Below are 18792 nucleotides of genomic sequence, written 5' to 3'. Positions count from 1 at the left end.
AGGAGTGATACTATGAATATTGGATTTATCGGAGCAGGGCATATGGGCAGTGCAATGATCGAAGGACTTTTAAAGGCTAACACAGTAGCCCCAGAGAACTTATTTGTAAAAGGTGGTTCGAGCGGTACAGCTGAGGCTCTGCAAGAAAAATTGGGGTTTCGATTGATCAAAGACTACACTTCATTAAAAGAGTGTCAGGTTATTTTTATTGCTACAGGAGCCAAAATTGTTTTAGAAATTTTAAAACAAGCAGCTCCTTTTATGGCAAAAAATACAATTCTTATCTCCGTTGCAACAGGACATACAGTAGAAGAAGCACAAGCTGTGTTAGGTGAAGAAATCCATGTGGTTCATGCTATTCCAAATACTCCTGTAAGTGTTAACGCTGGTATGATTGGAGCGGTTTTCGCCAATGATATGCCGGGTGCGTTAAAAGCGGACGCTCTGAACGTTTTAGAATCATTAGGAAAAGTAAAAGAGGTCAATGAACATATTCTTGGAACGTTTGGAACTGTTGCAGGGTGTAGTCCTGCATTTGTTGATATATTTATGGAAGCATTAGCTGATGGTGCTGTGTCACAAGGGATGCCTCGTGCTCTTTCTTATGAGGTGATCGCACAGATGATGCTAGGATCTGCAACGTTAGCACTTGAAACACAAAAACACCCAGGAGAACTAAAAGATGGTGTAACATCACCAGGAGGCAGCACAATCAAAGGTGTTGCAGCTTTAGAGAAAAATGGTTTTAGATATGCTGTGATCGATGCTGTTAACCAAGCCAATAGTTAATTAAAATGACGGAAAGACGAGTAGGGAACGCTTTTATCTCCTAGTCGTTCTTTCTTTAATTTTAATGAAAGAAATGATTCATTTTTAAAAAAAATTTGCTATAATAAGCAAGAGGAACAATGGAAAGGGAGCTCAGCGATGAAAGAAATGGATGAGATTCAAAAAGTTAGCCAGTTATATAAAGTGTTGAGTGATCCAACAAGATTGCGTATTTTACTGTTATTAAAAAAAGGAGAATTAAATGTAACTGCAATAGGAGAAAAACTTACAATGGAACAATCAGCTGTTTCCCACCAATTAAAGTTATTGCGTGACAGTCATGTAGTGAGATCACGACGCGAGGGTAAAACAATTTATTACACATTGGATGATCATCATGTTATTGATATCCTTAATCAAACGTTCGAACATATCAAACACCAATAATTCACCTTTTTCTATGGTTCCTCTGGGAAATTCACAGAAAAGGGTAGTTTTTTTTTCGACAGTTCGTTATACTAGAAACATGTTTTATTAGAGAAAAATGAAATGTTTCTAATTTTATAGTTGGAGGAAGAAGAATGAAGGAAAAACTAAAGATTGGTTTACTTGGACTGGGTACAGTCGGATCAGGTGTACCGACAATTTTACAAGAACATCAAGAAAAAATTTCTCAAGTGACAGGGATGGAAATCATCATTTCAAAAGCATTAGTACGTGATGAAGCAGAAAAAAGACGCTTAGCTGAGAAGTTTGATATTCAACTCACGACCAATATTGAAGATATTATCAATGATGATGAAATCAAAATTATTGTAGAATTAATAGGAAAAGTCGAACCAGCAAAAACCTTCATTACCAAAGCACTAGAAAATGGTAAACATATTGTAACAGCAAATAAAGATCTCTTGGCACAGCATGGTAGTGAACTAGTTGCATTAGCTCAAAAAAATCATTGTGATCTATATTATGAGGCAAGTGTTGCGGGTGGTATCCCCATTTTGCGGACGATTGCAAATAGTTTAGCAGCAGATAACATTCAGAAAGTTTTAGGGATCGTGAATGGCACGACTAACTATATGCTGACTCAAATGGTTTCTGAGAAGAAATCTTACGATCAGGCTTTGAAAGAAGCGCAAGACTTAGGATTTGCTGAATCTGATCCAACTAATGATGTGGATGGTATCGATGCGGCTTACAAAATGGTTATTTTAAGCCAGTTTGCATTTGGTATGAATATTCGGTTAGACCAAGTAGATACACGTGGGATTCGTGGATTATCGTTGGATGATGTTGAAATGGCTGCTCAGTTAGGTTATGAAGTGAAACTGATTGGCTCTTCTGAAAATCAAAATGGCAGTATTGCTGTCGAAGTGGGACCAATGCTTGTGGCAAAATCTCACCCGATTGCTTCAGTTCGTAATGAATTTAATGCTGTTTTCATTGAAAGTTCAGGTGTAGGAGAGTCGATGTATTACGGTCCAGGTGCAGGAGCTAAGCCAACTGCAACGAGTGTGGTTAGTGATTTGATCACAATTGCTAAAAATATTCGTTTAGGAACAACGGGACACATGTTCAATGCATATCAACATGATACGAAGCTAGCAGAAGACGAGACGATTTCTGGGAAATATTATTTCTCGATCGAAGTACCAGATCGACATGGTCAAATTTTAAAACTAACGCAAATAATGACAGAAGCAGACGTCAGCTTCGATCAATTAGTTCAGCAAAAATCTGATGGAACGAGAGCTAGAATCGTCGCAATTACCCACATGATCACCAAACACCAAATGAAGCAAGTAACCAAAAAAATCGAATCGACCGATGAATTCGAACTATTAAACACATTTAAAGTATTGGAGGACTAAATCTATGTATGAAGGACTACTAAAACAATATCGAGAGTATTTACCAATCACTGACCAAACACCGATGATTTCACTGGCAGAAGGGAACACCCCCTTAATCCCGCTACACAGCCTATCAAAAGAGTTGGGGATCAATTTATATGGAAAATATGAAGGATTGAATCCTACTGGTTCATTTAAAGATCGTGGAATGGTCATGGCTGTAGCTAAAGCAGTAGAAGAAGGCGCAAAAGCGATCGTTTGCGCTTCAACTGGTAATACGAGTGCTGCAGCTGCGGCCTATGCTACAAGAGCAGGTGTTAAGGCCTATGTTGTTATTCCTGATGGCAAAATCGCAATGGGTAAGTTAGCGCAAGCTATTATTTACGGAGCAGATATCATTTCAATTCCTGGGAATTTTGATGAAGCCTTGAAAGCTGTTCGTGATATTGCTAAAACAGAAGCCGTAGCATTAGTAAATTCCGTAAATCCCTATCGCTTAGAAGGGCAAAAAACAGCTGCTTTTGAGGTATGCGAGCAACTTGGGAAAGCGCCAGATGTCCTAGCGATTCCAGTAGGAAATGCTGGAAACATTTCTGCTTATTGGAAAGGCTTTAAAGAATGGCACGATAAGAAAGGAACACTTTTACCTAGAATGCATGGCTTTGAAGCGGAAGGCGCTGCGGCAATCGTAAAAGGTGAAGTGATTGAACAGCCTGAAACAATTGCAACAGCTATTCGGATCGGAAACCCAGCTAGCTGGAAGTTAGCAGAAGCAGCACGAGACGAGTCAAATGGATATATTGACTCTGTAACTGATGAAGAAATATTAAATGCGTATCGCAAAGTAGCAGCACAAGACGGGGTTTTTGTTGAACCTGGATCAGCGGCTTCCTTAGCTGGTATCATTCAACATGTCAAAAGCGGTAAAATCAAACAAGGTGAAACGGTAGTAGCTGTTTTCACTGGTAATGGATTGAAAGATCCTGATACAGCAATTAATGCAACAGATGTAAAAATATCTAAAATGAGTGATTTAGAAGAAATGCGGATCCATTTACGTAATGGAGTGTCAGAACTATGAAAATAAGGATTCCCGCTACCAGTGCAAATTTAGGTCCGGGTTTTGACTCATGTGGCATAGCCTTGTCGCAATATTTGAGCATAGAAGTACTAGAAAATGCTGCAGAATGGAAAATCATTCATTCTTTAGGCTCAGATATTCCAAGCGATGCAACAAATTTACTTATTCAGACTGCTCTTAAAGTAGCGCCTGATCTCTCACCAAAAGTGTTGAAAATGACCTCAGATATCCCTTTGGCTAGAGGATTAGGCAGTAGTTCCAGTGTAATCGTTGGTGGTATTGAATTAGCCAATCGTTTAGGAAATCTGAATTTATCCCAAAAAGACAAAGTGCAAATCGCAACTGAGATGGAGGGACATCCAGATAATGTAGCGCCTGCTATATGCGGAGATTTCGTTGTTGCAAGCTATGTTGATGGAGAAGTTCATTCAGTGAAACACCATTTTCCTATGTGTGATGTAATAGCTTTTATCCCAGATATGCAACTTTTGACTAGTGAGAGTCGTAGCGTTTTACCAACTTCGATTCCTTATAAAGAAGCAGTACAAGCAAGCTCGATTGCAAATGTTATGATTGCGGCAATCTTAAACGGCAATTTACCGCTAGCTGGACGGATGATGGAAAAGGATCGTTGGCACGAAGCATATCGCAAAAATCTAGTTCCTCACTTGGAACAAATTCGTTTGCTCAGTCATGAAATGGGCTTGTATGGAGCATTCTTGAGTGGTGCGGGACCAACTGTTTTAATTTTGTCACCAGAAGAAAAGACGGATGAAATGGTTCGCAAATTAGGAAAATTATCTATTTCTGCAACGATTCACGTGTTATCGATCGATCAAGAAGGCATTCAAGTCTTTTAAAGAATAAAAAACTAAAAGTAATGAGAATGATTATCTCAACACTTTTAGTTTTTTTATTTTTAAGCTTCAGGTGACTCAGTAGCATAATAGCTGTGGTCTTCTAAGTTTAAGGCATTTAAAATCATTGAAGCAGTTTCTTCAATAGACAAGGAAGCAACATTGATGACAACACATCCTAGTTTTGTATATAAATCACTTGCGAAAGCTAATTCTTTTCTAATTTTCTCAATGTCTGAATACGATGTATCAGCTGGCAATCCGTAAGTTCTCATTCGTTCCTTGCGGATACCATTCAAGATGTCAGGATCATTCGTTAAGCCGACGATTTTTTTAGGGTTTGTTTCCCATAGTTGCTTTGGTAAATGTGCTTCTGGAATCAAAGGTAAATTTGCAACCTTCAAATTTTTGTTGGCTAAAAACAAACTAAGAGGCGTTTTTGAAGTTCTTGAAACACCGAGCAAAAGAACATCCGCTTCCAAAAATCCTCTAGGGTCTTTTCCATCATCATATTTTACAGCAAATTCCATTGCTTCGATTCGTTTAAAGTAATTTTCATTCAAGTGATGGAGTGCCCCAGGTTCTCTAGTAGGTGCAATTCCAGTCAATCGTTCAATCTCTGCAACAGGTGGTGTTAATATATCGAAGTGATATAAATCGTGCTCATCAAAAAAATCATTTGCGATTTTTACTAACCGTTCATTGACGATAGTATGTAAAACCATGGCGTTTTCACGTTTTGCATCTTCGAGTGCTTTTCTTAACTTATCTTCCTCTTTAGCAAAGGTTCGTCTAAATAATGAAAAATCTACGGTGGGATATTGCGCCATCGAAGCTGCGGCTAGTTTTGAAGCTGTTTCTCCTGCTGAATCTGATATAACAAAGATCGTTACACATTTTTTTTGCTCATTAGTTGTCATAAAGTGATTCCTCTCTTGCTTTTTTTATCTACTTATTATACCATATCTTCATCGATCTTATTCGTAATGATTCTGATTTGAAGGGTGGAGGCTATAAAATGGCACAATCAAACTCTAAAGTAGAGCAATCACTGAGTGTGATGAAGGAACATGGCTTAAAATACACAAAAAAAAGAGAAGCAATGATTACATATCTAATTAGAAGAAACCGATATATTTCAGCGCGAGAAGTATATGAATTCATGAATCAAGAATATCAAGGGGTCAGCTACGATACGATCTACCGAAATTTACATGATTTTGAAAATTTAGACCTGTTAGAAACCACTGATTTGAATGGGGAAAAAAAGTTTCGTTTTCATTGCTGTCAAGAAGTGGGACATCATCATCATTTTATTTGTACGGTTTGTGGAAAAACAAAAGAAATCCACATGTGTCCGATGGATTTTTTTAAAGAACAATTAAGCGGATGTGAAATAGAAGGCCATCGATTTGAGATTTTTGGTCGTTGTGAAGAGTGTAAATGATCCTTTTTTTCAGAAAAAATCATGAATATTACAAATGTGTGTAAAACTTTACTCATTTTGGCACTTTTTTATGCATTTTTTCAATACAATGGTTGACGTTAAAATAACCATTCGATATAATGTAAAAAGAACGGTATTTTATTTATGTTGAATAACTCATAAATATAAAAAACGGTTACTTTTTAAGCTCGGAGGGAGGGAATTAACATGTCAAAAACTGTCGTTCGTAAAAACGAATCTCTTGACGATGCTCTTCGTCGCTTCAAACGTTCCGTTTCAAAAGCGGGTACTTTACAAGAATCTCGTAAACGTGAATTCTACGAAAAACCAAGTGTAAAGCGTAAGAAAAAATCTGAAGCAGCTAGAAAACGTAAAAAATTCTAGTTTTCGATGAATTGGAGCTGGTTGTATGTCATTACTAATAACATTGAATGACGATATCAAGGTAGCAATGAAGGCCAAAGATAAAGAGACTTTATCCGTTCTTCGTATGCTGAAGGCAGCCATTCAAAATGAGCAGATTAAAGCTGGCCGTGATTTGGACGGAGAAGAAGAGTTAACAGTTTTATCTCGTGAGATGAAACAGCGTAGAGACTCTTTGTCAGAGTTTGAAAAAGCGGGACGTGACGATCTTGCTGACAAAGTAAAAATCGAAATCGCAATTGTTGAAAAATATATGCCAAAACAACTTTCAGAAGAAGAAATTCGTCAGATTGTTCAGACGGCAATTGATCAGACTGGAGCAACTTCACCAAATGAATTTGGTAAAGTAATGGGTGTTGTAATGCCTAAAGTAAAAGGTAAAGCAGACGGCAATCAAGTCAATGCAATTGCAAAAGAATTACTACAAGAGAATTAGTCAAAGGAAAAAACCAACGGATTTCCGTTGGTTTTTTTGTCTAAATAACAGCCTGAGAAGTTGAGATAGAAATAGTTGTTTTAATCCACTCTCTTTTTAATAAATAAATAATATGGTATGATTATAAAGAATGAAAAAATAAAGGAGATGGGCATTTTTTGACAGAAAATCAGCCAATATCTTTGGAATTAAAACTAAATGATTCTGATGATGTGAGTATGCTTTTAGGAAACCACGATAAACATATAAAATATTTAGAAGAAAATACAGCGGTCACAATCAACACACGTGGTGAAACAATCCAATTGTTAGGTGAAGAAAACGAAGTACAATTGGTGGCTTCTGTTTTACGTACATTACAGGTGTTGATTAAACGAGGCATCAAAATTAGTACGCCAGATGTTGTGTCAGCTTTGAAAATGGCGAAAAGTAATGATTTGGATGCCTTTATTGTGATGTATGAAGAAGAAATTCTTAAGGATCATCACGGCAGAGCAATTCGGATTAAAAATATCGGTCAAAAAAGATATATCGATGCGGTTCGAAAACGTGATATTATTTTTGGAATCGGCCCTGCGGGAACCGGTAAAACATTTTTAGCAGTTGTTATGGCTGTTTCTGCATTAAAAAAAGGCGAAGTTCAAAAAATTATTTTGACTCGTCCAGCTGTTGAAGCAGGTGAAAGTCTAGGCTTTTTACCTGGTGATTTTAAAGAGAAGGTTGATCCGTATTTACGTCCTGTTTACGATGCATTGTACCAAGTTTTTGGTATGGAACATACAAATCGATTGATGGAACGTGGTGTGATCGAAATTGCTCCATTAGCCTATATGCGGGGACGAACATTAGACGATGCATTTGTCATTTTAGATGAAGCACAAAATACAACGGTTGCTCAGATGAAGATGTTTTTGACCAGATTAGGTTTTAACTCAAGGATGATTGTCAATGGTGATACAAGTCAAGTCGATTTACCTAAGGGTGTAGCGAGTGGCTTAATTCATGCCGAAAGAACGTTGCAGTCGATCGACAAAATTGCTTTTGTTCATTTTGATGCTAGTGATGTGGTAAGACATCCAGTAGTGGCTCAAATTATTCGAGCTTACGAAAAAGAAAATCAACAATAGTCTTAGATTTGCGGAAAGGAGTGAAAATTCCGTTGAAATACTCATTATTAAAATTACGCGATAGGTTAGGGAAAGCTTATATTCCGATACTTTTACTCGTTTTCTCTTGTTTTTTATTTGTGATCATGTTTGGCAGTGTTCACCAAAAAAGAGTCGAAATCAAGGAAGGGCAACTTGCTGAAAATACGATTCGAGCAAATAAAAATATTGAAAATACTTACGAAACAGCACAAAAGAAAAAGCTAGCCGCTGAAGCGGTCACACCTGAATACATTTATCAAGAAGACACGGCAGACATTCAACATAAAAGAATTGAAAAATTATTTAAATTGATTACCACTGCAAACGAAAAAACAGATAAAGAGTATGAAGAAAAAAAAGCCAAAGCCAAAAAAGATGAAACAATCCCTAAACCAACAATCGAAGAAAGAGTAGCCAATTTAAAAGCTCAATTCGAATCATTGGATCAAGATGAGGTTTCTTTTTATCAAAAATTTCCCAATGTTTTCTATCAAAATATATTTTCTTTAGATGCTAATCAAATTCAGCAAGTGAAGACAGAGAGCTTAAAAATCGTCGATGAAAAGATGAAAGATCATGTTCGGGAAGCTGATTTGGATTCGATTCGCCAAAATGCAATCGAAAAAATTCAATTTTTAGATGTTACTAGCACGATGCAACAAGAAATTCGCTATATTGTCAATGAAGGAATTGTGGCTAACGATTTTGCCAATGATAAAAAAACCAAAGAAATGCGCCAAAATGCAATGGATGCTGTACCTCCGTCAATGATCTATCAAGGTGAAATCATTGTTCGGGAAGGCACACAAATTGATAGCAAAGCAATGGAAAAACTTGAATTATTAGGAATGACAAATCAGAGTACATCCTTATTTCCAATGGTTGCTTTAGCTCTAGCTATCGTATTACAAATTTTCGTCTTATTGTTTTTTACTAAGCAAGTAACCGAAGAGGGCAGACGTAGACACTTTGTTTTATTTTATGTAGTTGCCATGTCGTTAAGTGTGGTTTTAATGAAGTTTTTCCAAATTTTCCAGAGCGAACAAATGCTGTATATCTCGTTGTTCTTCCCAGCAGCATTTACACCGCTTGTTTTAAATTACTTTGTCAGTAGAAGAGCAGGAGTTCTGGCAGCGGTCTTCCAAGTGATTTTTTCGCTTTTCGTTTTTTATAATTCGATAGGAACGAACTCGTTGACGATCATTCTCGTGAGTTATATGTTTTCTGGTCTACTAGCAACAGTTGTGAAACGAACACGGATTGGTGAACAAGGTTTGATTGCTGTTTTTTGGGTGATCATCTTCCCAGTGAGTTTGGACTTTGTTTTAATGATTTATCAAGGCATGAACTTTTTTGATGGTAAATCATGGACAATGATGATTTGTGCGTTAGCGGGAACGATATTGTCTTTCCTAGCAACAATGGGACTGCATCCTTATATAGAATTGCTCGTAACAGATGACAGTGTGATTATTCTCAATGAATTGAGTAATCCCAATCATCCACTTTTGAAGCAATTACTTGAAGAAGCGCCTGGAACCTACCATCATAGTATGATGGTAGCGAGTTTAAGTGCAAATGCAGTAGCTGAAATCGGTGGACGCTCATTATTAACACGAGTTGCCTGTTACTATCACGATATCGGCAAAATTAAACATGCCAATTTCTTTGTTGAGAATTTACCAGCTGGTGCGGAGAATCCACATAATTTCTTGTTGCCAGAAGATAGCAAACAAATTATTTTTGGTCATGTAATAGATGGAGCTAAAATTTTAGAAGACTATCATATGCCTGAAGTGGTGATCGATATTTGTCGTCAACATCATGGTACGACTTTAATGAAGTTTTTCTACGTTAAAGCTAAGGAACGAAACTCGGATATCTCAGAGAGTGATTTTCGCTATCCAGGACCAAAACCTCAAACAAGAGAAGCTGGAATTGTCAGTATTGCTGATACATGTGAAGCAGCTGTCCGAGCAATGGATAATCCTACAAACGAAAAAATTCATGAATTTGTTCATAATGTGATCCAAGATCGGATTTCTGATGGTCAATTGGACGATTGTGGTTTAACAATGAAAGAGATTCGGATTATTGAAAAGTCACTTATCAATGGATTGTGCAGTACGTTCCATTCAAGAATCAAGTATCCAAAAATGAAATCAGAAGCTGAAGAAATGAAAGATGAACAAGAAAAGAGAGATGACTAATGGATATTTCATTCATTGATGAAACAAATAACCTATCGCAGGATAATTTAGAAGAAGTAGAAAACTTGCTGCAGTTTGCAGCGAGTCATTTGAAAATATCAGATGATACTGAAATGTCTGTGACTTTTATGGACAATTCAGGTATTCAAGTGATAAATAAAGAGTATCGCGGAAAAGATGTCCCTACAGATGTCATTAGTTTTGCTTTGGAAGAAGAAGGGGAGGATGAGGTGCCGATTATTTTTGAAGATGAAGATGCGGCCTTCCCACGAAATCTTGGAGATATCATGATTTCTACTGAACGGGCGGCAGAGCAAGCTCAAGAATACGGGCATTCTTTTGAGCGTGAGCTTGGTTTTTTAGCGGTACATGGATTTTTACATTTAAACGGTTACGATCATATGGAACCTGAAGATGAGAAGGAAATGTTTGGATTACAGAAAGAGATTTTAGATGCCTATGGACTCAAAAGATAAACGGACTGAAAAAAACAAGCACTTCGTAGCATCATTGGAATTCGCTATACAAGGGATCAAGACGGTGTTTAAAGAGGAACACAATATGCGGACGCATGTTGTTATGGGGATAGTCGCTGTGATTATTGGCTTTGTTTTCCATTTGGCTACTTGGGAATGGTTATGGTTACTCTTGGCGATTTTTCTGGTATTAGTCATGGAGATCATTAATACAGTATTTGAAAATGTTGTCGATATGGTAACAGATTTTCATTTTCATCCGATAGGTAAAAAAGTCAAAGATATGGCGGCCGGCGCAGTACTTTTAACGACAGGATTTGCTGTCGTTGTTGGCTTGCTACTGTTTGTTCCAAAAATTTGGCAAATACTACAAGATTTTTTATAGAGGAGAGACACGATGACAGAAGAACATAAATCCGGATTTGTAGCAATCGTAGGCAGACCGAATGTAGGGAAATCTACATTATTAAACCGTATCGTCGGACAAAAGATTGCGATCATGAGTGATAAAGCACAAACAACAAGGAATAAAATCCAAGGGATTTATACTGTACCACAGGCGCAAATTGTGTTTATTGATACACCTGGTATTCATAAACCAAAACATCGTCTAGGAGATTTTATGGTGGAAACGGCATACAGCGCATTACGTGAAGTCGATGCGACATTATTTATGATTAGTGCTGATCAAAAAAGAGGTAAGGGAGACGATTTCATTATCGAACGTTTAAAAACAATGAATAGTCCAGTCTACTTAGTGATCAACAAAATAGATACCGTTCATCCAGATCAACTTTTGGGAATTATCGAAGATTATGCTAGTCAGATGGAGTTTGCTGAGGTTGTACCAATTTCAGCGACTGAAGGAAACAATGTAGATCGTTTGATGGATGTGTTGGTTGATCAAATGCCAGAAGGTCCGCAATATTTCCCAGATGATCAAGTAACAGATCACCCTGAGTATTTTATTGTTTCTGAATTAGTTCGTGAAAAAGTATTATTGCTTACACGTGATGAGATCCCTCATTCTGTTGCGGTAGTGGTTGATTCAATGAAGCGCAATGAAAATGACAAAGTGCATATTCAAGCAACGATCATAGTTGAACGCGACAGTCAAAAAGGAATCATCATTGGAAAAGGCGGAAAGATGCTTAAAATGATCGGTACGAAAGCAAGACAAGACATTGAGCATTTATTAGATGACAAAGTCTATTTAGAGCTTTGGGTAAAAGTTCAAAAAGATTGGCGTGATAAAAAAGTTCATTTACAGGATTTTGGCTATCGTAAAGATGATTATTAAATGAGTTAGTAAGGAACAATTCTGCATCATTGTAGAATTGTTCTTTTATTTCCATCTCTGGTAAACTAAAAGTAAACATCAAGGAGGTGAGCCTATGGCCTTAGGAGAAACAAAAGGAATTATTTTATTTACGAAAGACTACAAGGAAAAAGATAAACTTGTCAAGATTTTTACTGAATCTTTTGGTAAACTAATGTTTTTTGTCAAAGGAGCTCATCGCAAAAACAATCCAATTAGTTCCGCCATTTTACCCTTTACTGAAGCGGTTTACATCGGTGATTTTAGGGAAGATGGGTTATCTTTTTTGAATGGAAGTAAAGAGGTCTATCCACTGAGAATCATTCAAGAGGATATCTTTATAAATGCATATGCGACGTATATTTTAAATTTAGTTGATGCGGCAATTGAAGATCGAACGTACGATCCTAATTTGTACCAATTTGTACAACAAGCACTCAAATTATTAAATGAGAATAAAGATGCAGAGATTGTTACCAATATTTTTGAAATCCAATTGCTAAGTCGTTTTGGCATTTCTCCCGAGTGGAGACATTGTAGTGTTTGCCAACAAACGCAGGGGAAATTTGATTATTCGTCAAAATATAGTGGTGTGTTGTGTGAACGTCATTGGTCACTTGATGATCACCGATACCATGCTGATCCTAGAGCTATTCATTTTATTCGACTTTTCTCATCTGTCTCCTATGATAAAGTGCAAGATATCAATGTTAAATCAGAGACCAAAGCGGCTATTAGAAAAACAATTGATGAATTATACGATGAATATGTTGGAATTCAGCTGAAGAGCAAAAAATTTATTGACCAGATGAAAAGTTGGGAAGATACATTGAAATTACCAATTAGAGAGAAAAAATCTGAAATTGAAGACAATAATTTAACTTGAAATAATGAGATAGTAACAAATAAAACTTCTAGATCACTAAAATAACTGAAAAAGATTTGACAACTTACGCTGCAAAGATTATCATAAAGAAGAATTAAATAAATACGTTGAAAAAGAAGAGTAAAAAGTGAGGCAGTCAGAGCGAGTCTGGAATAGTGAGAGCCAGATACAAGCAACTTTTGAAAGGCGCTTTTGAGTATGATTGAACGAAGCTGCCGATAGTTGATATCGGAAGTAGGGTGGAACCGCGATTATTCGTCCCTATGTCTCTTAGAGACATAGGGACTTTTTTGTTTTAAAAAAACATTGCGCTTTTAACATAAGGAGGATCACAATGGAAAAGAAACTTACTGTACAAGAAATGATTTTAACATTACAAAAATTCTGGTCATCAAATGGTTGCATGCTAATGCAATCTTATGACACAGAAAAAGGAGCAGGAACAATGAGCCCGTACACTTTTTTACGAGCTATCGGACCTGAACCCTGGAATGCAGCTTATGTAGAACCTTCAAGACGTCCAGCAGACGGCCGCTACGGCGAAAACCCAAATCGGTTGTATCAACATCATCAATTCCAAGTGGTTATGAAACCTTCTCCTGAAAATATTCAGGAATTATACTTGGAGAGTTTGGTGTTATTAGGCATTGATCCATTAGCTCATGATATTCGTTTTGTTGAAGACAACTGGGAAAATCCTTCTATGGGCTGTGCTGGTCTGGGATGGGAAGTCTGGCTTGATGGGATGGAAATCACCCAATTTACGTATTTCCAACAAGTTGGTGGTCTAGCTTGTTATCCTGTGACGTCAGAAATCACTTATGGGATCGAGAGACTAGCTTCTTATATTCAAGAAGTTGAAAGTGTATATGATTTAGAATGGACGCATGGGGTCAAATATGGAGAGATTTTTAATCAACCTGAATACGAGCATTCTAAATACTCGTTTGAAATAAGCAATCAAGAAATGTTACTGGAAAATTTTGATAAATTTGAAAAAGAAGCGAAGCGCTGTATTGACGAAAATTTGGTACATCCAGCTTATGACTATATTTTGAAATGTAGTCATACCTTTAATTTATTGGATGCACGTGGTGCGGTATCTGTAACAGAACGTGCTGGATATTTAGCGCGTATCAGAAATTTGGCGAAAGCTGTCGCTAAAATTTTCGTAGTAGAACGTGAAAAACTTGGATTCCCACTACTAAACAAAGAAAATCAAACTACTGAGGAGGCAAACTAACATGGCAAAAGACCTATTACTTGAAATTGGATTGGAAGAAATGCCAGCCCATATTGTCAGCCCAAGTCGTTTACAATTAGAAAATAAAGTAATCGCATTTTTAGATGAAAATAATTTAAGCTATGAAACAGTCCAAAGCTTTTCGACACCACGTCGTCTAGCGATTCGTGTGACACAATTACCAGACCAACAGGCAGATACTCAAGAAGAAGTCAAAGGACCTGCAAAAAAAATTGCACAAGATGCTGAAGGAAATTGGAGTAAAGCAGCTGAGGGATTTGTTAGAGGTCAAGGATTAACGACGGATGCAATCTCGTTTAAAGAATTGAATGGGGTCGAATATGTTTATGTAACAAAACACAATCAAGGGCAAAAAACGATTGATGTATTAGCTGGATTAAAAGATGTAATTACAAGTTTAACTTTTCCAGTTACCATGCATTGGGCTGATTATGATTTTGAATATATACGTCCCATTCATTGGATCGTTGCTTTACTTGATGAGGAAGTCATTCCGTTTTCTATTTTAGATGTGAAAACAGGTAAAAGCACTCGCGGTCATCGCTTCTTAGGTGATGATGTGGTTTTGAACCATTCAAAAGAATACGAAGAAAAATTGAAAGAACAATTTGTGATTGTTGATCCAAACGAAAGAAAAACAATGATCATCGATCAAGCCAATCAACTGGCAGGAAAGAATAATTGGAAACTAGATTTGGATGCTAATTTGTTAGAAGAAGTCAATAACTTAGTGGAATATCCAACCGCGTTTGTCGGTGCATTTGATGAGAAATATCTGTCTGTTCCAGATGAAGTATTAGTCTCTTCGATGAAGGAACATCAACGCTATTTTGAGGTTCGAAATGATCAAGGACTATTGCTTCCTTATTTTATCTCTGTAAGAAATGGAGACAGTGTTCACATTGAAAATGTCATTAAAGGCAATGAAAAAGTTTTAATTGCCCGTTTAGAAGATGCGGAATTTTTCTACAGTGAAGATAAAAAATTAACGATTGATGAATGTGTTGAAAAACTGAAACAAGTTACTTTTCACGAAAAAATCGGAACTATTTATGAAAAAATGCAACGTGTAGGAATCATTGGACAAATTATTGGAAAAGAAGTTGGTTTATCAGAAAGTGAATTGACTGATTTAGCACGTGCTTCTGAAATTTATAAATTTGATTTAGTTACAAATATGGTTGGTGAATTTCCAGAATTACAAGGCATCATGGGGGAAACGTATGCATTGCTGCAAGGAGAAAAGCCTGCTGTAGCACAAGCGATTCGTGAACATTATTTACCAGTATCAAGTGACGGTGAGCTTCCGATTTCTGTAATTGGATCGGTATTGGCATTAGCTGATAAATTAGATAGCGTCTTTGCATTTTTTGCAGTAGGTATGATTCCTAGCGGTTCGAATGACCCATATGCACTACGTCGTCAAACCTATGGCGTAATTAGAATCATCGAAAATAAAGGATGGCAGTTCCCATTAGTGCAGCTACAAATGGACATTGATGCAGCAGTTAATGCAGACAATCAAAAATACGGGATTCAATTGACTAGCGGACAAGAGGAGGTAATAGATTTTGTAAAAGCACGATTACGTCAATTATTAATGACCAAAAATGTACGTCATGATGTAATTGATGCTGTCATTTCTTCTGAGCAAAAAGATTTGGCAAAATTATTCTCTTCTGCGACGATTCTGAAAAATCATCTGTTGGATGACGATTTTAGACCTTCGATGGAAGCCTTGACACGAGTGATCAACTTAGCTAAAAAGGGTCGTGAGCTAGTAAACCAAGATAATCTTGTTGATACATCATTATTTGAAAATGAGGTTGAGCAAGCTTTACATCAGGCAGTTAATGAAATTGAAGCAAAATTTACTGAAAATACAATGTCAGAAAATTATCAAGCGTTAGTCGAGTTACGTCCATTGATTGAACGATATTTCGAAGAGACGATGGTGATGGTCGAAGATGAACAGATAAAGGTGAATCGTTTGAAAGAACTCAATCGAATTGCTAAAATGGCTTTATCATTAGCAAGTCTTGATCTGTTGATTGTAAAATAATAAAAAAAAGGGGAAGGGGGAGTTCCACGGTTAGAAGTAGCGAACTCGCCCTTTTTCATACTCAGAAGATAGTAGTCTAAATAAACCTCAAGCAAGATCTTTTCATCATTCTTTAAATCATGGTACGATCACCTTATCGATTGATAAGGTAATCGTACCATATTTTTAGTTGGAGGGAATACTATGATTAATTATTTGAAATTATTTAGCATTGCAGCAGTTTCTTTGTTAGTACTTGATTTTGCTTGGTTACTTTTGATTGCCAAAAAAATGTATCAAGAGCATTTAGGTGGTTTGTTAGGTCAAACAAAACTAATTCCAGCAGCCCTGTTCTAAATTTTGTATCTTATTGGGATACTCTTTTTCATTGTTTATCCCGCACTTGAAAAAAATAGTTTGTCATATGCGTTGTCGGCGGGCGCTTTTTTAGGGCTATTATGTTATGGCACCTACGATTTAACGAATCTTGCAACAATCAAAGATTGCCATATTTAATCACAAGTATTGACCTAGTCTGGGGAGCATTCGTGACTGCTGCTACAAGTGGGATCACCTTTTTTATAGCACAAACTTTTAATTGGAGGTAAGTGCTTTATGCAAGCGAATAAGGAGCAGATGATTGATTACGATAAGTTGTTGTTTGCGGTACATCAAGGTGCGATCCAGTTGACAAATGGAAAGCAAGAATTAAACCAAATCAATGTTTATCCAGTATCAGATGGAGATACTGGAAGCAATTTAGCTTCTTTGATGCAAACGATCATTGAAGAAACAAAAGCGCGTTCAACTTCGATGACGGATGTTTTTGAAAAAATTGCTGAAGCCTCTTTATTAGGTGCTCAAGGAAATTCTGGCATTATTTTTGCGCAGTATTTTAATGGGATTTATAATCATCTATTGCTTTTAGAGGAGAAAAATTCTGTTCGCAGTTTCATAAAAAGTGTAAAATCAGCTGTTAATGAAGCCTATCAGGCAATTAAAAATTCTACAAAAAAATCAAGTAGTGGATGCTGGAGCAAAAGGATTTTATCTTTTTATTGAAGGATTTACTAGTGCTTTTGTCGATCATACGACAGTTCCTCAATCAACAATAGGTTCAAATGATGCAATAAATATAAGCATTTCTAAAACAGAACACATATATAACTCAGAACCTGCTTATAGATTTTGTACAGAAGTGTTATTAGAGAATGTTACTCAAACAAAACAAGAAATACAAAAAGGATTAAGTGTGTATGGTGATTCACTCATTGTTGCTGTCAATCGTGAGAAAGCTAGAATCCATATCCATTCCAATGAACCTGATCAAGTATTAAATTATTTAAGCCAGATTGGGCAACCTATTCAGCAAAAAGCAGATGATATGTTGTTACAATATCAAGTCAATCAACATAAAAAAGCTTCTATCGCTTTAGTTACAGATTCAGTTGCAGACTTGCCAGCTGATTATTTATTGGACAATCAAATTCATGTCTTACCGATGAATATCTTACTTGGGGATACAAGCTACATTGATAAAATAACGATTCAAAGTAGTCAGTTTTTTGAAATGAACAAAAAACAAGGAGTAAGAGCAACGAGTTCTCAGCCAACAATGAAAACAGTAGAGAATCTTTTTCTTTTTTAGAAACAAAATACGAGTCGATTTTAGCGATTACAGTAGCTCAAAAACTAAGTGGTACTTTTCAAATGGTCAAAGAAGTTGCTAGAAAAATCTCTTCAAAAAATACAAAGGTAGAGGTGATTGATTCTAAGCAAAATTTTGCTGCACAAGGTCTACTAGTAATGAATGCCAATGAGTTGTTTTTACTTATTTTACGACACTATTTTTTTTAGCACAGTATCTTCACAACAACTCTATAGTCGATTTAGCATGGGGCCTGGGTTTTGTTATCGTAGCTATAACAGGGTATTTACTGATGCCTGACAAGACTTTAACAAGTATGATTATTTTAGTTTTAGTAGCAATCTGGGGTATCCGTTTATTTTTACATTTAGCGAAACGAAATATTGGCAAACCAGAGGATTTTCGATATGTAAATATGAGAAAGCGTTGGGGCAAACATTTTGCAAGGCTAAAAGCCTATCTAAATGTATTTGTGCTACAAGGGGTTCTTTTACTTGTTGTTTCAATGCCGATTCTTTTTACAATGACTAGTTCAGCTACAAATTTTTATTGGTGGAATAGTATAGGAGTTATAGTTTGGTTCATTGGTTTTGGTTTTGAAACGATTGGCGATTATGAGTTGACACAGTTTAAAAAAGATCATCGAAATCAAGGCAAATTTTTAACGACAGGTGTGTGGTCTGTCACGAGACATCCAAATTATTTTGGTGAAGCATTTAGTTGGTGGGGCATTTTTCTTATAAGCCTGAATGAATTGCGTAATTTGTGGGGAATTATTGGACCAATTACAATCACATTGTTACTGTTGTTTGTATCAGGGGTTCCGTTATTAGAGAAAAAGTACAAGAACCGTCCTGATTTTATTGACTATGCAAGTAAAACACCAAAGTTTGTTCCATTTATTGAAAAAAAAGGTTTATAAAAGGAGGAATAGAA

At 36.5% G+C, this 18792-nt stretch carries 18 protein-coding genes and 3 pseudogenes; 20 read left to right on the top strand and 1 reads right to left on the bottom strand.

The annotated features are described in order from the left end of the window. The first annotated feature begins 12 nt into the window (after positions 1 to 12). From proC to thrB, 5 genes are all read left to right on the top strand, one after another. Positions 13 to 789 (top strand): pyrroline-5-carboxylate reductase, encoded by a 777-nt coding sequence (gene proC / locus BCR24_RS12105; RefSeq protein ID WP_069640780.1) that lies wholly within the window; start codon positions 13 to 15, stop codon positions 787 to 789. A 138-nt stretch (positions 790 to 927) separates the two neighbouring features. Further along, a complete protein-coding gene (locus BCR24_RS12100) occupies positions 928 to 1215 on the top strand; it encodes an ArsR/SmtB family transcription factor (RefSeq protein ID WP_069640779.1) in 288 nt (95 codons plus the stop codon). Between the two features lie 134 nt (positions 1216 to 1349). Then, positions 1350 to 2639 (top strand): homoserine dehydrogenase, encoded by a 1290-nt coding sequence (locus BCR24_RS12095; RefSeq protein ID WP_069640778.1) that lies wholly within the window; start codon positions 1350 to 1352, stop codon positions 2637 to 2639. A gap of 4 nt (positions 2640 to 2643) precedes the next feature. Next, positions 2644 to 3702 carry a threonine synthase gene (gene thrC / locus BCR24_RS12090; protein ID WP_069640777.1) on the top strand — a complete coding sequence of 353 codons (1059 nt, stop codon included), beginning with the start codon at positions 2644 to 2646 and terminating at the stop codon, positions 3700 to 3702. Next, a complete protein-coding gene (thrB, locus tag BCR24_RS12085) occupies positions 3699 to 4562 on the top strand; it encodes a homoserine kinase (protein ID WP_069640776.1) in 864 nt (287 codons plus the stop codon). The genes thrC and thrB overlap by 4 nt, the downstream gene beginning before the upstream one ends. A 59-nt stretch (positions 4563 to 4621) precedes the next feature. Here thrB and BCR24_RS12080 read toward each other — a convergent pair whose 3' ends face one another. Continuing rightward, positions 4622 to 5479, bottom strand: a complete 858-nt coding sequence (locus tag BCR24_RS12080; RefSeq protein ID WP_069640775.1) for a pyruvate, water dikinase regulatory protein — start codon at positions 5477 to 5479, stop codon at positions 4622 to 4624. 98 nt (positions 5480 to 5577) lie between these two features. On the opposite strand from BCR24_RS12080, the gene BCR24_RS12075 reads away from it, so the two are divergent. From BCR24_RS12075 to BCR24_RS12010, 15 genes and pseudogenes are all read left to right on the top strand, one after another. After that, on the top strand, positions 5578 to 6006 hold the full coding sequence (locus BCR24_RS12075) for a Fur family transcriptional regulator (protein WP_069640774.1): 429 nt from the start codon (positions 5578 to 5580) through the stop codon (positions 6004 to 6006). A gap of 207 nt (positions 6007 to 6213) precedes the next feature. Continuing rightward, positions 6214 to 6390: a 30S ribosomal protein S21 gene (gene rpsU, locus BCR24_RS12070; RefSeq protein WP_002356740.1), complete on the top strand. Its 177-nt coding sequence runs from the start codon at positions 6214 to 6216 to the stop codon at positions 6388 to 6390. A 25-nt stretch (positions 6391 to 6415) separates the two neighbouring features. Continuing rightward, positions 6416 to 6865 (top strand): GatB/YqeY domain-containing protein, encoded by a 450-nt coding sequence (locus BCR24_RS12065; protein WP_069640773.1) that lies wholly within the window; start codon positions 6416 to 6418, stop codon positions 6863 to 6865. Between the two features lie 218 nt (positions 6866 to 7083). Beyond that, positions 7084 to 7992 (top strand): PhoH family protein, encoded by a 909-nt coding sequence (locus BCR24_RS12060; protein ID WP_379896859.1) that lies wholly within the window; start codon positions 7084 to 7086, stop codon positions 7990 to 7992. Positions 7993 to 8024: 32 nt separating this feature from the next. Further along, a complete protein-coding gene (locus tag BCR24_RS12055; protein ID WP_069640771.1) occupies positions 8025 to 10223 on the top strand; it encodes an HD family phosphohydrolase in 2199 nt (732 codons plus the stop codon). Then, entirely contained in the window at positions 10223 to 10699 is a 477-nt protein-coding gene (gene ybeY, locus BCR24_RS12050; protein WP_069640770.1) for an rRNA maturation RNase YbeY, read from the top strand. Before BCR24_RS12055 ends, ybeY begins: the two co-directional genes overlap by 1 nt. Next, positions 10683 to 11084 carry a diacylglycerol kinase family protein gene (locus BCR24_RS12045; RefSeq protein WP_204638592.1) on the top strand — a complete coding sequence of 134 codons (402 nt, stop codon included), beginning with the start codon at positions 10683 to 10685 and terminating at the stop codon, positions 11082 to 11084. Before ybeY ends, BCR24_RS12045 begins: the two co-directional genes overlap by 17 nt. A 12-nt stretch (positions 11085 to 11096) precedes the next feature. Continuing rightward, complete coding sequence (gene era / locus BCR24_RS12040) at positions 11097 to 11999, top strand: GTPase Era (RefSeq protein ID WP_069640768.1); 903 nt, start codon at positions 11097 to 11099, stop codon at positions 11997 to 11999. Between the two features lie 94 nt (positions 12000 to 12093). Further along, positions 12094 to 12903 carry a DNA repair protein RecO gene (gene recO / locus BCR24_RS12035; RefSeq protein ID WP_069640767.1) on the top strand — a complete coding sequence of 270 codons (810 nt, stop codon included), beginning with the start codon at positions 12094 to 12096 and terminating at the stop codon, positions 12901 to 12903. 334 nt (positions 12904 to 13237) lie between these two features. Further along, positions 13238 to 14146, top strand: a complete 909-nt coding sequence (gene glyQ / locus BCR24_RS12030) for a glycine--tRNA ligase subunit alpha (protein ID WP_069640766.1) — start codon at positions 13238 to 13240, stop codon at positions 14144 to 14146. A 1-nt stretch (position 14147) separates the two neighbouring features. After that, positions 14148 to 16229 (top strand): glycine--tRNA ligase subunit beta, encoded by a 2082-nt coding sequence (gene glyS / locus BCR24_RS12025; protein WP_069640765.1) that lies wholly within the window; start codon positions 14148 to 14150, stop codon positions 16227 to 16229. Positions 16230 to 16412: 183 nt separating this feature from the next. Further along, positions 16413 to 16816, top strand: a pseudogene (locus BCR24_RS16535) (DUF2177 family protein). 7 nt (positions 16817 to 16823) lie between these two features. Next, on the top strand, positions 16824 to 17270 hold the full coding sequence (locus BCR24_RS17160; RefSeq protein ID WP_069640764.1) for a DAK2 domain-containing protein: 447 nt from the start codon (positions 16824 to 16826) through the stop codon (positions 17268 to 17270). Beyond that, positions 17188 to 18065 (top strand): annotated as a pseudogene (locus BCR24_RS17155) (DegV family protein). The gene BCR24_RS17160 and the pseudogene BCR24_RS17155 overlap by 83 nt, the downstream one beginning before the upstream one ends. Further along, a pseudogene (locus BCR24_RS12010) lies at positions 18029 to 18778 on the top strand (DUF1295 domain-containing protein); the annotation flags it as partial. The pseudogenes BCR24_RS17155 and BCR24_RS12010, both read left to right, overlap by 37 nt. Positions 18779 to 18792: the final 14 nt, after the last annotated feature.

Origin of the sequence: Enterococcus ureilyticus (assembly GCF_001730315.1) — a bacterium.
GTDB lineage: Bacteria > Bacillota > Bacilli > Lactobacillales > Enterococcaceae > Enterococcus_L > Enterococcus_L ureilyticus.
This window is presented reverse-complemented; position numbering and strand designations above follow the sequence as displayed.

Coding starts and splice junctions, on each gene's coding strand:
- proC (WP_069640780.1), top strand. CDS start 13: ATGAATATTGGATTTATCGGAGCAGGGCATATGGGCAGTGCAATGATC.
- BCR24_RS12100 (WP_069640779.1), top strand. CDS start 928: ATGAAAGAAATGGATGAGATTCAAAAAGTTAGCCAGTTATATAAAGTG.
- BCR24_RS12095 (WP_069640778.1), top strand. CDS start 1,350: ATGAAGGAAAAACTAAAGATTGGTTTACTTGGACTGGGTACAGTCGGA.
- thrC (WP_069640777.1), top strand. CDS start 2,644: ATGTATGAAGGACTACTAAAACAATATCGAGAGTATTTACCAATCACT.
- thrB (WP_069640776.1), top strand. CDS start 3,699: ATGAAAATAAGGATTCCCGCTACCAGTGCAAATTTAGGTCCGGGTTTT.
- BCR24_RS12080 (WP_069640775.1), bottom strand. CDS start 5,479: ATGACAACTAATGAGCAAAAAAAATGTGTAACGATCTTTGTTATATCA.
- BCR24_RS12075 (WP_069640774.1), top strand. CDS start 5,578: ATGGCACAATCAAACTCTAAAGTAGAGCAATCACTGAGTGTGATGAAG.
- rpsU (WP_002356740.1), top strand. CDS start 6,214: ATGTCAAAAACTGTCGTTCGTAAAAACGAATCTCTTGACGATGCTCTT.
- BCR24_RS12065 (WP_069640773.1), top strand. CDS start 6,416: ATGTCATTACTAATAACATTGAATGACGATATCAAGGTAGCAATGAAG.
- BCR24_RS12060 (WP_379896859.1), top strand. CDS start 7,084: ATGCTTTTAGGAAACCACGATAAACATATAAAATATTTAGAAGAAAAT.
- ybeY (WP_069640770.1), top strand. CDS start 10,223: ATGGATATTTCATTCATTGATGAAACAAATAACCTATCGCAGGATAAT.
- BCR24_RS12045 (WP_204638592.1), top strand. CDS start 10,683: ATGGACTCAAAAGATAAACGGACTGAAAAAAACAAGCACTTCGTAGCA.
- era (WP_069640768.1), top strand. CDS start 11,097: ATGACAGAAGAACATAAATCCGGATTTGTAGCAATCGTAGGCAGACCG.
- recO (WP_069640767.1), top strand. CDS start 12,094: ATGGCCTTAGGAGAAACAAAAGGAATTATTTTATTTACGAAAGACTAC.
- glyQ (WP_069640766.1), top strand. CDS start 13,238: ATGGAAAAGAAACTTACTGTACAAGAAATGATTTTAACATTACAAAAA.
- glyS (WP_069640765.1), top strand. CDS start 14,148: ATGGCAAAAGACCTATTACTTGAAATTGGATTGGAAGAAATGCCAGCC.
- BCR24_RS17160 (WP_069640764.1), top strand. CDS start 16,824: ATGCAAGCGAATAAGGAGCAGATGATTGATTACGATAAGTTGTTGTTT.